The following is a 14,651-nucleotide window of genomic DNA, read 5'->3' as shown; positions in this document are numbered from 1 at the left end:
GTCTTTAGCGGCTCTTCCGCTGTTTTAGTTACTTGTGAAACCTGTTTACCTCTTCTTTATAGTGACTAAATATTACCGCTTTATGACGTTACAATGCAGGGAACAGAGTAATTTTTTAGCTTAACGGATGAGCCACTGGTTTTGGCTCGGCTTTTTCATCCTTATTGCCTTCTGTTTCTTTATCTGCCTGATTGTTTTTATTCTCTTTTTCGTCTTTCTTGTCTGCTGGTGCTGTTTCCGGTGCAATTTCTGTAGCGCCTTCAACTGGCACAGCAGCGCTGGCTGCACCACTTACCGTTGGATCCGGCAGTACAACATCAATAACCTGTATATCTTCTACATTGAGATCATTTTCAGCTGCGACTCGTTTTTCCACATGGCCGATAATAGACTGGTAGTAACGGCGGATATTTTCCACATAGCTTTTCGCTTCGTCGCCGCGAGCGTAGCCGTAACGGGTCTGGCTGTAGTATTTTCTCTTTTTCAGTAGCGGCAGCCGCTCTTTCACATCCGCCCATGAGTTTGGATCGCCGCCCTGAGCTTTAGTTAGACGACGGGCGTCCATGACATGGCCGTAACCGACGTTATAAGACGCCAGCGCAAACCAGATCTTTTCATGCTCGGTAATGGAATCCGGTACTCTGTCCACGATCCCCTGAAGGTATTTTACGCCACCACGGATAGACTGCTCAGGATCCAGTCGGTTTTTCACGCCAACAATCTTAGCGGTCGGCAGGGTCAGCATCATCATGCCCCGCACACCGGTTGGTGATTTGGCTTTCGGGTTCCAGTGGGATTCCTGATAAGAAACCGCCGCAATCAGTCTCCAGTCAAATTCATCAGAGTACTGTTTGAAGAGCTCTTCCCATTTCGGCAGTTTGTCATCCAGTGCGCGGATAAAGGCTCGGGTATCCACGTAGTCAAAGCTGTCCACATGCCCAAAGTACTTCTCTTCCAGTTGAGCCAGCTCACCGGACAGTTTTACTGAGCCGAAAAATTCGATCAGTAAGGCAAACAGACTTTCATCATCGGATTTGCGCATATACCAGGAAACCGGCTGGTCTTCGGTTAATTCAAAGGCCTGTGCAATATCCGGGTACAGTCTTTGGGTAAGAGATAGCTCAACTGAGTCAGCTACCGTATAAGCCAGTTCTCCGGTGGAAACCTGTCTGAGCAGATCTTTCACATCCGTGCCGGAATCCAGGTTGAACTTAAGTTTAGGGTGCTCTTCTTTTAGCTGATTCAGCCTTTTTTCAAAGTGGGAGCCTGAAACTACGGTGAGTTGGTCTTCGGTCGTATCCAGCCTTTCTTCCAGTTTCTTCAGGTTGCGCGGACGCCAGGAGCCGGTTTTATACACCACCTGCTGGCTGACGTAGTAATAAGCAGGCGCCGCGCGGTAGGCTTTTATGCGCTCCTGAGACTGGCTGAGCCCGGCAGCAACAATATCCACCTCGTTGTTATCCAGTGCAGGGAAAAGGCCGGATATACGGTAAACAGGTCTCATCTCCAGCTTTACACCTAATTCGTCTGCAAAGCGTTTAGCCAGTTCGTAGTCCAGACCGGTCGGGCCTTCCGGACCGATATAGTAAGCCAGCTGATTATTCAGCGTACCGACACGCAGGATCCCGCGTTCACGGATCTTATCCAGTTCACTCTTTGGATCGGATTCTATCTGACAGCCGGAAATACCAGCTATGATGATAACCAGAGCTAAGATTTTTGAAATCTGTGTAAATAATATGCGCATCGGAAACAGGAGTTTAAGTCTCAATTAGACTCTTTATAACAGACGCGCCGGATCAGGCAAAGAATCATTAAAGAAAACAGTGATTATTTGCAGAAATATCAGTCGAAAGTAGGATATGAAAAAAAATCGCGCAAACGGTTGCGCAAAGGGTTACGTCACAAAAAAAATGCTCTATAATACGCCCGCAACTGAGTAGGTGAAATTGGTATAAGTTCAGGGTTAGTTATTAACATATTGAATTTATTCCAATATCACTTAATCAACTGCATAAGAGACCTTAGCACATGGAAATACTGCGCGGCTCACCCGCTCTTTCTGAGTTCCGAATTAACAAACTATTGGATCTTTGTCGTGAACAATCGCTGCCTGTAACGGGCATCTATGCCGAGTTCATGCACTTTGCTGACACCACTTTCGCACTTGATGCGTCAGAGACGGAAAAGCTGGAAAAACTTCTGACTTACGGTCCAACCATTCAGGAACATGAACCTGAAGGTCTTCTGCTGCTGGTTACTCCTCGTCCGGGCACCATTTCACCTTGGTCTTCTAAATCTACCGATATCGCACATAACTGTGGTCTTGAGAAAGTTAAGCGTCTTGAGCGCGGTACCGCTTATTACGTAGAAGCCTCTGCGGAGCTGTCAGAAGAGCAAATTGCAGCAGTAAAGGCACTGATTCATGATCGCATGATGGAGTGCGTATTTACTGAAATGGAAGCGGCGCAGGCACTGTTTACTCAGGCTGAGCCAGCTCCGGTTCAGGCAGTAGATGTTCTTGCCGGTGGCCGTAAAGCGCTTGAGGAAGCGAACGTATCACTTGGTCTTGCACTTGCAGAAGATGAAATCGATTATCTGGTTGAGAGCTTTACTAAGCTTGGCCGTAATCCAAATGATATCGAACTTATGATGTTTGCTCAGGCAAACTCTGAGCACTGCCGCCATAAGATCTTCAATGCTGACTGGACAATCGATGGTGTTGAACAGGATAAATCTCTGTTCAAGATGATCAAAAACACCTTCGAGACCACTCCTGATCACGTACTTTCTGCGTACAAAGATAACGCAGCGGTAATGACCGGCTCTAAAGTTGGCCGTTTCTTCCCGAACCCTGAATCCCGTGAGTACGATTACCATCACGAAGATGCGCACATCCTGATGAAGGTTGAGACGCATAACCACCCGACAGCAATTTCTCCGTGGCCGGGTGCATCTACAGGCTCTGGTGGTGAAATCCGTGACGAAGGCGCAACCGGTATCGGTGGTAAGCCTAAAGCGGGTCTGGTTGGTTTTACCGTTTCTAACCTTCGTATTCCGGGCAGTGAGCAGCCATGGGAAACCGATTTTGGTAAGCCGGGCCGTATTGTCAATGCGCTGGATATTATGCTGGAAGGCCCTCTGGGTGGCGCAGCATTTAACAACGAATTTGGCCGTCCTAATCTGCTTGGTTACTTCCGTACCTATGAAGAGAAGGTTAACTCTCACGCAGGTGAAGAAGTTCGTGGTTACCACAAGCCAATTATGATTGCCGGTGGTATGGGTAACATCCGTGATGAGCATGTTCAAAAGCGTGAAATCCCTGTGGGTGCAAACATCATCGTACTGGGTGGCCCTGCAATGAACATAGGTCTTGGTGGTGGTGCTGCATCATCAATGGCTTCCGGTCAGTCGGCTGAAGATCTGGACTTTGCTTCTGTACAGCGTGAAAACCCGGAAATGGAACGCCGTTGTCAGGAAGTTATCGACCGCTGCTGGCAGCTTGGCGAAGAGAACCCGATTGCATTTATCCACGATGTGGGCGCGGGCGGTATCTCTAACGCACTGCCTGAGCTGGTAGACGATGGCGAGCGTGGCGGTAAATTCCAGCTGCGTGATGTACCAAACGATGAGCCGGGAATGAGCCCGCTTGAGATCTGGTGTAACGAATCTCAGGAACGCTATGTAATGGCGGTTGCGCAGGAAAACATGGCAGCCTTTGATGCTATCTGTAAGCGTGAGCGTGCACCGTACGCGGTTGTAGGTGTTGCGACTGAAGAGCGTCACCTGACTCTGGAAGATTCACACTTCGACAATACGCCAATTGATATGCCAATGGATATTCTTCTTGGCAAGCCACCTAAGATGCACCGTGATGTGAAAACTCAGAAAGCAGATAGTCCGGCTCTGGATGCATCAGGCATCGAACTGAATGAAGCGGTTGACCGTGTTCTTCGTCTGCCGACGGTTGCAGAGAAAACTTTCCTTATCACCATTGGTGACCGCAGCGTAACCGGTCTGGTTGCCCGCGATCAGATGGTTGGTCCTTGGCAGGTTCCTGTTGCTAACTGTGCAGTAACGGCAGCAAGTTATGACACTTACCACGGTGAAGCTATGTCTATGGGTGAAAGAACGCCTGTAGCACTTCTGGACTTTGCAGCATCTGCGCGTCTGGCTGTTGGTGAGTCACTGACAAACATTGCAGCGACAGATATCGGCGATATCAAACATATCAAGCTTTCTGCGAACTGGATGTCTCCGGCGGGTCACCCTGGTGAAGATGCTGGTCTGTATGAAGCAGTTAAAGCGGTTGGTGAAGAGCTGTGTCCTGCACTTGGCCTGACTATCCCTGTTGGTAAAGACTCCATGTCGATGAAGACCAAGTGGGAGGAAAATGGCGAGCAGAAGGAAGTGACCTCTCCGCTTTCACTGATTATTACAGCATTTGCCCGTGTTGAAGATGTGCGCCGCACAGTAACGCCACAGCTTCGCACAGACAAAGGCGACAGCAGCCTTATCCTTGTCGACCTGGGTAACGGCAAAAACCGTATGGGTGCGACAGCACTGGCTCAGGTTTACAAGCAGCTTGGTGACAAGCCGGCAGATGTGGACAGCGCAGAGCAGCTAAAAGGTTTCTATGATGCAGTTCAGGCTCTGGTTAGCGATGACAAGCTGGTGGCTTATCACGATAAGGGCGATGGCGGTCTGTTTGTTACTCTTGCTGAAATGGCATTTGCCGGTCACTGTGGCGTTAAAGCAGATATCTCTGATCTTGGTGAAGATGCACTTGCAGCCCTGTTTAACGAAGAGCTGGGCGCAGTGGTTCAGGTTCGCAATGAAGATATTGAAGGCGTGCTAAGTACGCTTGCACACCATGGCCTTGCGCAGTGCAGCCATGTTATCGGTGAAGTTGAGCAGTCTGATAAGATCACTCTGACCGCAGAAGATAAAGTGGTTATCGAGCGTTCACGCAGCGAACTGCGTACTATCTGGGCTGAGACAACGCATAAGATGCAGGTACTTCGTGACAACCCGAAATGTGCGGATCAGGAATTTGCAGCCAAGGCTGACGATAAGGACCCTGGCCTGAACGTGAACCTGACTTTCGATGTTCAGGAAGATATAGCTGCGCCGTATATCGCAAAAGGTGCTAAGCCTAAGATGGCGATTCTGCGTGAGCAGGGTGTTAACTCACATGTTGAAATGGCTGCTGCATTTAACCGTGCCGGTTTTGAAGCCATCGATATCCATATGAGCGATATCCTGACTGGTCAGGCGGTACTGGATGAGTACAAAGGTCTGGTTGCCTGTGGTGGTTTCTCTTACGGTGACGTACTGGGCGCAGGTGAAGGCTGGGCTAAGTCTATCCTGTTCAATGCTCAGGCTCGTGACCAGTTTGAAGGCTTCTTCAAGCGTGAAGATACTCTTGCGCTTGGTGTATGTAACGGCTGTCAGATGCTGTCTAACCTTCATGAGCTTATTCCGGGTGCAGACCTGTGGCCTCGCTTCGTTCGCAACGAATCAGAGCGCTTTGAAGCTCGCTTCAGCCTGGTTGAAGTTCAGAAGTCTGACTCTCTGTTCTTCTCAGGAATGGAAGGCTCACGCATGCCAATCGCTGTATCTCACGGTGAAGGCCGCGTAGAAGTTCGTGATGAAGCACACCTGAATGCAATTGAAGCATCAGGCACAGTGGCTGTTCGTTACGTTGACAACTTCGGCAACCCAACGCAGCAATATCCAAACAACCCGAACGGTTCGCCAAACGCGATCACCGGCCTGACAACAACTGACGGCCGTGTAACCATCATGATGCCGCACCCTGAGCGTGTATTCCGCACGGTAGCAAACTCATGGGCACCGGATTCATGGGGAGAGGATTCTGCGTGGATGAGGATGTTTAGGAATGCTCGGGTTAATCTAGGTTAACAAAGGGAAAGGGGACTGGGAGCGGTCGCTTCGCTCCCTGATAGGCCCTGGGAATAAAAAACGCGAGCTATGTTAGCTCGCGTTTTTTATTTTAAGAACTAAGTTTAATTGCTTACCACCCAGGGCCCAGAAGGGAGCGAAGCGACCGTCCCAGGGCCGAGGGCCTATTTCTTCGGAATATTCCCCAATATCCCCACCATCTGATCCCAATACTTCTGTACCGCTGCAATTTCCACCTTCTCATCCGGAGAGTGCGGGAATTTGATAGTCGGGCCGAAAGAAATCATATCCATATTCGGGTATGGTTCTTTAAACAGGCCACATTCAAGACCGGCGTGGATTACCATGATGTTTGGTTTGTTGCCGTACATTTCTTCGAATACATCTCTGAAGGTTGCCATGATTTCAGAGTCTGCATCCGGCTTCCAGCCAGGGTAGCCTTCAGTGAATGAGATTGAAGCGTTAGCCAGTTCAGCAACTGAGCTAAGCATGCCCTGTACCTGAGAGCGGCCAGAGTCAATCAGAGAGCGGATCAGGCAAAGTATGGTTACTTTATCTTCTTCTGTGCTGATAACGCCAACGTTCAGAGAGGTTTCAACCACACCCTGGATTTCATCGCTCATACGGATAACACCGTTTGGACAGGCGTTCAGTGCGGCAATAAAGCGTCTTTGATCTTTGGCTCTGAAGGCGTCTTTTGCATCTTCTACGATCTCGTACAGAGAAAGAATGTCGGTTTCCACTTTACCCAGTTCTTTGCTCAGGATCTGAGTAAACTTAGTGAATAGATCGTTCAGGCGGCCTTCGTTGATCAGAGGAACGGCAACGGTGGCAAAAGCTTCACGTGGAATGGCGTTGCGAAGGCTGCCGCCACGGAAATCAACCAGCTTTAGTTCCAGCTCTTCAGCGTGACCGGCAAGGAAGCGTGCCAGCAGTTTGTTTGCGTTGCCACGGCCTGTGTGGATATCACAACCTGAGTGGCCGCCTTTCAGACCTTTCAAAGTCAACTGGCGGGTAACATAGCCTGCCGGAAGAGGCTTGCGGCTGATATCAAAAGTCAGAGAGGCGTCGATGCCGCCTGCACAGCCCATGTAAACTTCGCCTTCCTGCTCTGAGTCAGTGTTTAGCAGGATATCGCCTTCAAGCCAGCCGGCTTCAAGACCAAATGCGCCTGTCATACCTGCTTCTTCATCAACGGTCAGCAACACTTCAAGCGGGCCGTGCTGGATATCGACAGCGTCAAGTACCGCAAGACAAGACGCCATGCCAATACCGTTATCTGCACCTAGCGTCGTGCCCTTAGCGGTTACCCACTCACCGTCAATATACGGAAGGATAGGATCAGTCAGAAAGTCATGAGAAGTGTCTTCATTTTTCTGAGGCACCATATCAATATGCGCCTGAAGAACAACGCCTTTGCGGTTCTCCATGCCTTTTGTTGCCGGTTTCTTGATAAAAACGTTACCTGTAGGATCTCGGCGAACATCCAGTCCTTTTTCTTCTGCCCATGAAACAATGTACTGAGCCAGTGCTTCTTCGTGCTTTGATGGATGCGGGATGGAGCAGATCTTGTCGAAAAACTGCCACAGTGACTGTGGAGCAAGATTGCTGATTTCTGAATGAGGTTTAGTCACAGGTAACTCCTTAAAATGTCTCCAGACCAGAATATCTAAATAGACATACCTAAGATTTTGAATGTTTTTTATCGTTATACCCAAGTAATCTGAATGATTCTTCTCTAGATTGCTTGGGTATAAAGCCAAAGATGTCGAATCATATCACTGACAGCTCTGAGACAGAAGGCTAACAGCACTTGCAGGCGGACAAAGTGTGCTTACGAGTTGTAACTAAATTACAGAATTATGAATAAATGATAAATAATGTGACTTTCATCACCATTGCTATTGTAATTTTATTTCATGGTGCTATAGTTACCTCAACTTCAGCAATGAAGAGAAAATGCTCAAAGGAAGAGTCCGTATATCGCCTCCAGGGAACTGAGAAATCAAACTAGAAGTGTTTAATTGGTTTAAAAAGGTGATAAATATGAAAAGCTTAGTTTCAGGAAAGTTTTGGTCTAAAGAGTTGAATCTTACCCGGAATTTTCACTACCCGACATACTTTGGCTACTAACAGAGCCAAGATTATGTAATTGAACTTCACGTTCACCCCATTTGATTTGGAATTTTATTACAATCTCTTAGATTGAACTTATTCTAGCGCCACCCTGATTAGGTGGCGTTTTTTTATTTCCGCAATGTAATCCATTACATATTTCTGGTTTGGCCGGGAAAAGTTAGAAAATAGAAAAAATCGTTTCTTTTTCTATTTAAAAGTTACCGCAATTTATACTTTATTGACTGAAAGTTTATAACATGGGTGAAAAGCGCTCACTAATGAACGAGAGTTGTTTTCTGTGTAATTGCTTGTATTTCAAGTAAATTTTAATCTCTTATTACGATTTAAGTATAAGTTGAACTAATTAGTTCTTTAGAAATATTGATGTGCTTCTAATTTCTGGTGGAAATTGGAATTTGATAACTTTATAATTCGCGCCAATCGATTACGCAATCGTTTTCTTTAAACCTAAATATTTCTTTACAGGAACCTGACTATTATGTTGGAGAAACTATTCAAGCTGAGTGAGAACAACACTGATGTTCGCACAGAGGTGATTGCAGGTGTAACAACCTTTTTGACAATGGCTTACATCATTTTTGTAAACCCTGCAATCTTGTCTGCTACAGGCATGGATAAAGGCGCTGTTTTTGTTGCTACCTGTCTTGCAGCAGCTATCGGCTGTTTTGTAATGGGTCTTATTGCAAACTATCCTATTGCACAGGCTCCGGGTATGGGTCTGAACGCATTCTTTACTTACTCTGTTGTACTGGGCATGGGTCACACCTGGCAGGTTGCTCTGGCTGCCGTGTTTGTTTCTGGTGTGCTGTTTATCCTTCTTAGCGTATTTAAGATCCGCGAGTGGATCATCAATGCGATTCCACTGTCTCTGCGTACTGGTATCTCTGCCGGTATCGGTCTGTTCCTGGCGTTTATCGCACTTCAGGGTGCCGGTATTGTTGGTGATAACCCTGCGACACTGGTTTCTCTTGGTGACATCACTTCTCTTAATGCGATTCTTGCAGCAGTTGGCTTCTTCCTGACGATCGCTCTTGTACACCGTGGCTTTAAAGCGGCTGTTATGATTGCGATCCTAGCAGTAACGGCTCTGGGCGTAATTTTTGGTGACATCCAGTACTCTGGCATTATGTCAACACCGCCAAGCATTGCACCTACATTTATGCAGCTTGATTTTGCTGGTGTATTTGAAGTGGGCATGATTTCAGTTGTGTTTGCCTTCCTGTTCGTTGACCTGTTTGATACTGCGGGTACTCTGGTTGGTGTTGCCACTAAAGCTGACCTTATTAAAGAAGACGGTAAGATTCCTCGCCTGAACCGTGCTCTTCTTGCTGACTCAACAGCAACTTCTGTTGGTGCACTTCTGGGTACTTCGAGCACAACTTCTTATATTGAAAGTGTTTCTGGTGTTGCTGCTGGCGGCCGTACCGGATTAACTGCAGTTGTTGTTGGCATTTTGTTCTTACTTGCATTATTCTTCTCGCCTCTAGCAGGTATGATCCCGGCATATGCGACATCTGGTGCACTATTCTATGTTGCGATTCTTATGATGTCTGGCCTGGTATCGATCGACTGGCGTGACCTGACAGAAGCGGCTCCGGTAGTGGTTGTGTGTCTTCTGATGCCTCTGACTTACTCTATTGCTGAAGGTATTGCTCTTGGCTTTATCTCTTTCGCAGTAATTAAGCTGGCAGCGGGTAAAGGTCGTGAAGTGCCTATCAGTGTTTGGGTTCTGGCTGCTATCTTTATTCTTAAGTTTGCACTGGCTTAATTTGCCGGTCACTAATTCGAACCGAAACAGGTTACTATAATTATGACTAAAAAATTCATCATCACTTGGGACAATATGCAGATGTATTGTCGTCAGCTTGCAGAGAAGCAACTGCCAGCAGAGCAATGGAAAGGGATTATCGGTGTAAGCCGCGGCGGCTTGGTTCCTGCCGGAATCTTAGCTCGTGAGCTTGGTATCCGCTACGTAGATACGGTATGTATCTCAAGCTACGATCATGACCATCAGCGTGACATGAGTGTGCTTAAAGCACCTGAAGGTGATGGTGAAGGTTTCCTGATTGTAGATGACCTTGTAGACAGCGGTGATACTGCTCGTATGATCCGTAAAATGTACCCGAAAGCTAAGTTTGTTACTGTATGTGCAAAACCTGCCGGTGCGGATCTGGTTGACGAATATATCGTTGATATCGCTCAGGACACATGGATTGAACAGCCATGGGATATGGAAATTGCTTACGTTGATCCAATCAGCAAAAAGCAGTAATTGTTCAATTTATTGACTTTGATTGATTAATGGCCCTTTTCAGGGCCATTTTTTTTTATATCATCTATATAAACTTAAGCCGTAATTCAGTTGTGCCTATGTCAAAAGAACAAAAAAACCTATCCGAAACCCTGTTTAAGAAACATGTTCAGGCTAAAGAGACCTCGGGTCTTACAAACTATATGCCCAGCAGTGTTAAATTGCTGGAAGAGAAAAAACATGTTGAAGGCTATAAATGGTACCGGAACCTGCGCAGATATCAGTGGATCTGGCAGGGCGTCGATCCCATTGAGCAGGAAAGTGTGTTCGCTAAAATTGCCTGTTCGGGAAATTCCAGAACGGAAGATGAGTGGCTGGATACGGTAATGGGTTACCGGCCGGGAAACTGGGCTTATGAGTGGACGGCTCTTGGGATGGAGCACCAGAAAAAAGCGGCCTCGTTGTCCGGTGAGGATGCATCAAAAGAGTTCCATACCGCCGGTCTCTGTTTTAGTCTTGCCGGTTACCCGCATATCAGAGGTGATAATCTTGCGCTACAGGCGCAGAGCCTGGCAAGCACGGCTTATGATGAGGCGATGAAGAGCAGTAAGTACGTTACCAAGAAGGTGGATATTCCCTATAAAGGAAAGAAAATCCAGGCCATACTGCACCTGCCTCATACCAACAGACCTTTACCTGTGGTTTTGCTGGCAACCGGGCTTGATAGCCTGCAAACGGATATGTACCGAATTTTCAGAGATTATCTGGCACCAAAAGAGATTGCCATGATGACCATTGATATGCCCTCTATCGGAACCAACGCAAGCTGGCAGCTCACAGAAGATTCAAGCTGTCTGCATCAGGCCGTTCTCAATGAACTGCCAAAACTGCCCTGGGTGGATCACTTTAATGTGGGCCTGGTTGGTTACCGCTTTGGTGGCAATGCCATGGTTCGTCTCTCTTTCCTTGAGCAGGATAAAATTAAGGCATGCGTGGCTTTAGGGGCTCCGATCCATGATGCATTTGCAACATCGGAGAGCGTAAAGCGGATGTCGAAGATGTATCTTGATGTGCTTGTCTCCAGACTGGGCAAAAAAGCGGTGGACTTAAACAGCTTTGCTACTCAGATGTCAGCATGGTCCTTAAAAGTTCAGGGCTTTCTCTCTTCCCGGATGACAAAGGTGCCTATTTTAGCGGTGGCGCTTGAGGGAGACCCGCTATCCTCCTATTCCGACAACAAGCTGGTGGCCATGTTCAGTCATGGTGGTAAAGCGAAACAGATTTCATCGAAATCGATTTCATATGGGTATGAGCAATCTCTTGATTTAGCGATAAAATGGCTTGAAGATGAATTAACTTGATGACTTTTGCTCCATTTTAGTTAAGCATAGGGATGATATGCGTTAAAAGAATGTAAATTCGAAAATTATAAAGTGAAATTTGAAATGGAGATTCACTGATATGACTGAAATGGTGGCTAGTCCGACTCATCACAGGCTACTTTCAGCTTTCCGCGCTATCGGGCCCTATTTGCGAGACCCGGATTCTGTTGAGGGGAGTTACCTGTTTGATTGCTTGTCTGTTTGCGTTGATGATAAAAAATCGCCCGAAGAGAGAGAGTTTTGGGGATGGTGGATGATGCTGGAGAGCAGCAGTTCTGCGTTCAAGGCTGTTTTTAAGCGTGGTCTTTATAACCAGGAAGGTGACTGGGTAGAAGAGCCTGTCCCGGATACTGCGGTTGCAGAAGTAGAGCGAACCCGGGAAGAGTTTGTAAAGAAACTTTCCAAGGTTCTTCACGACAGGTTTTCACTGGAATTTGTTGTTGAAGCCGGGTAATTCACGCGACTTGAGTTTAATTGATAAAAAAGGCGCTCTTTAGCGCCTTTTCTGCTTGTTTAATTGCCGTTTGATTGTTAAAACATCATCTTTGCGTGTGATTGTAATAGTAAAGGTGGGAAAGTGACACAACCAAAAACTGTGGTCGTGAAGCTTGGTACAAGCGTTCTGACGGGCGGCACATCGGCCCTGGACAGAGCTCATATGGTTGAGCTGGTCCGGCAGTGTGCAAATCTGATTAAGCAAGGCCATTCTGTTGTAATGGTTTCTTCCGGTGCAATTGCGGCCGGTCGTGAGCATCTGGATTACCCCGCACTCCCCAATACTATGGCAAGCAAGCAGCTACTGGCGGCCGTAGGTCAGAGCCAGCTGATTCAGGCATGGGAGTCGCTTTTTGCTATCTACGGCCTGAAAATTGGTCAGATGCTGCTTACCCGTGCCGATCTGGAAGACAGAGAGCGCTTCCTGAACGCCAGAGACACAATCAACACCCTGATTGATAACGGCATCATTCCAATCGTAAATGAGAACGATGCGGTTGCGACTTCAGAAATCAAAGTCGGGGACAATGATAACCTCTCTGCCCTGGTTGGTATTCTGTGTGGTGCGGATAAACTGCTGCTGCTGACTGACCAACCAGGACTGTTCACCGCCGATCCCCGCAATAACCCTGATGCCGAACTTATCCGTGAAGTCACAACCATTGATGAGACTTTACGTAAGATTGCCGGCGGCAGTGGCACTACGCTTGGCACCGGCGGTATGGCAACTAAGCTTCAGGCCGCTGATATTGCCAGAAGAGCCGGGATTGAAGTGATTATTGCTGCGGGCAGTGCAGAAAATGTGATTACAGAAGCTCTGGCTGAGCAGCCACACGGCACCCGTTTCTTACCGCTACCGGAAGCACTGGAAAACCGCAAACGCTGGATTCTGGCCGGGCCATCAGCTTCAGGCGATATCATTATTGATGACGGTGCAGTAAAAGCGGTGATTGAGCGGGGAAGCAGCCTGCTGGCAAAAGGCGTTACGCAAGTGACAGGAGCCTTTGCCCGTGGTGAAGTCGCCAGAATTACAACAACAAAAGGGGAGCTGATTGCCAAAGGTATATCCAGCTACTCCAGTGAAGATTTAACCAGGATTATAGGTAAACACAGTAAAGATATTTGCGCTATTCTGGGCTATGAATACGGCTCAGAGGTGATACACCGTGATGATCTGGTAGTAATACAGGAATAAGGAATCGATATGGAACTCATCAAAATGGGACTGGCAGCAAAAGAGGCTGCTTTCCATCTGGCAACAGCATCTACTGCTCAGAAAAACCGTGCGCTGCAGATTATCGCCGATGAGCTGGAAGCGAATGCGGAAACTATCCTTGCAGCAAATGCGAAGGATATTGAAAAAGGCCGTGAAGCAGGGCTGTCAGAAGCGCTGCTGGACCGTCTGCTACTGAATAAAGATCGTTTAAGCGGTATTGCGAATGATGTTCGTAACGTGATCAGCCTGAACGATCCAGTGGGCAGTGAAATCGACAGCAAGGTGCTGGAAAACGGCATGTCTCTGTCCCGCCGCCGTGTTCCTTTAGGTGTTGTTGGTGTTATTTACGAAGCACGCCCGAACGTAACTATTGATATTGCTGCTCTTTGCCTGAAAACCGGTAACGCAAGCATTCTGCGTGGCGGTAAAGAGACCTTCTTCTCTAATATGGAGCTGGTGAAGGTGATTCAGTCTGCGCTGGAAAAAGCCGAGCTTCCTGCAGCCTCTGTTCAGTACATTGAAAAGCCGGACCGTGAGCTGGTTTCTCAGCTGCTTAAGCTGGATGAGTATGTGGATATGATCATCCCTCGTGGCGGTGCCGGTCTGCACAAAATGTGTAAAGAGAACAGCAATATTCCTGTGATCATCGGCGGTTTTGGTATCAGTCATATCTTTGTGGATGAAAGTGCTAATCTGGACAAGTCCATTGACGTGGTTGAAAACTCAAAGGTTCAGCGCCCGTCAGCATGTAACTCGCTGGATACGCTTCTGGTGCATGAAAAGGTGGCTGCAGAATTTCTGCCAAAGCTTGCAGAAAAACTGAACGGCAAAGTAACCTTTGTTGCAGAATCAAAAGCAAAAGCTGAGCTGGCTAACGCGGCTGAGATCCGCGATGCGCAGGAAGGTGACTTTGATACAGAATGGCTGAGCTACACTCTGGGCGTTAAAGTGGTTTCTGATATCAGTGAAGCTATCGAGCATATGCGTGTTCACAACGCCAGCCACTCGGATGCAATTATGACTGACAGCCTTGAAAATGCAGAGCTGTTTATCAACACGGCGGGTTCTGCAGCGGTTTATGTTAATGCTTCTACCCGCTTCACTGACGGTGCTCAGTTTGGTCTTGGTGCGGAAGTGGCGGTTTCTACTCAGAAACTTCATGCCCGTGGCCCGATGGGGCTTGAAGAGCTCACCAGTTATAAGTGGGTGGGTAAGGCAAATTATCTGCCGCGAAGCTAAAGAA

The 14,651-nt window shown here is 47.6% G+C and carries 9 protein-coding genes; 7 read left to right on the top strand and 2 right to left on the bottom strand.

Annotation, left to right across the window (positions count from 1 at the left end):
* Positions 1-115 precede the first annotated feature (115 nt).
* The gene (mltF, locus tag L3Q72_RS11705) at positions 116-1,747 is read right to left on the bottom strand and encodes a membrane-bound lytic murein transglycosylase MltF (protein WP_275132102.1); all 1,632 of its coding nucleotides are present in this window, start codon (positions 1,745-1,747) and stop codon (positions 116-118) included.
* 284 nt (positions 1,748-2,031) lie between these two features.
* Between mltF and purL the strand changes: the two genes are divergently transcribed.
* Positions 2,032-5,925, top strand: a complete 3,894-nt coding sequence (gene purL / locus L3Q72_RS11700; RefSeq protein WP_275130129.1) for a phosphoribosylformylglycinamidine synthase — start codon at positions 2,032-2,034, stop codon at positions 5,923-5,925.
* Between the two features lie 164 nt (positions 5,926-6,089).
* On the opposite strand, the gene L3Q72_RS11695 is transcribed toward purL, so the two are convergent.
* Entirely contained in the window at positions 6,090-7,559 is a 1,470-nt protein-coding gene (locus L3Q72_RS11695) for an aminoacyl-histidine dipeptidase (protein ID WP_275130128.1), read from the bottom strand.
* 983 nt (positions 7,560-8,542) lie between these two features.
* Here L3Q72_RS11695 and L3Q72_RS11690 point away from each other — a divergent pair.
* The 6 genes from L3Q72_RS11690 to L3Q72_RS11665 all read left to right on the top strand — a co-directional run bounded on the left by L3Q72_RS11690 (position 8,543) and on the right by L3Q72_RS11665 (position 14,647).
* On the top strand, positions 8,543-9,832 hold the full coding sequence (locus L3Q72_RS11690; protein WP_275130127.1) for an NCS2 family permease: 1,290 nt from the start codon (positions 8,543-8,545) through the stop codon (positions 9,830-9,832).
* A gap of 42 nt (positions 9,833-9,874) precedes the next feature.
* Entirely contained in the window at positions 9,875-10,336 is a 462-nt protein-coding gene (gpt, locus tag L3Q72_RS11685) for a xanthine phosphoribosyltransferase (RefSeq protein WP_275130126.1), read from the top strand.
* A 98-nt stretch (positions 10,337-10,434) separates the two neighbouring features.
* Positions 10,435-11,676, top strand: coding sequence for an esterase FrsA (gene frsA / locus L3Q72_RS11680; protein WP_275130125.1), 1,242 nt, complete (start codon positions 10,435-10,437; stop codon positions 11,674-11,676).
* Between the two features lie 100 nt (positions 11,677-11,776).
* On the top strand, positions 11,777-12,151 hold the full coding sequence (crl, locus tag L3Q72_RS11675; protein ID WP_275130124.1) for a sigma factor-binding protein Crl: 375 nt from the start codon (positions 11,777-11,779) through the stop codon (positions 12,149-12,151).
* An 87-nt stretch (positions 12,152-12,238) separates the two neighbouring features.
* Positions 12,239-13,387 carry a glutamate 5-kinase gene (gene proB, locus L3Q72_RS11670; RefSeq protein ID WP_275132101.1) on the top strand — a complete coding sequence of 383 codons (1,149 nt, stop codon included), beginning with the start codon at positions 12,239-12,241 and terminating at the stop codon, positions 13,385-13,387.
* A 9-nt stretch (positions 13,388-13,396) separates the two neighbouring features.
* Complete coding sequence (locus L3Q72_RS11665; protein WP_275130123.1) at positions 13,397-14,647, top strand: glutamate-5-semialdehyde dehydrogenase; 1,251 nt, start codon at positions 13,397-13,399, stop codon at positions 14,645-14,647.
* Positions 14,648-14,651 lie beyond the last annotated feature (4 nt).

This window comes from Vibrio sp. JC009, assembly GCF_029016485.1.
Classification (GTDB): Bacteria; Pseudomonadota; Gammaproteobacteria; order Enterobacterales; family Vibrionaceae; genus Vibrio.
The sequence above is the reverse complement of the archived record's forward strand: the minus strand, read 5'-3'. Positions and strand labels throughout refer to the sequence as shown.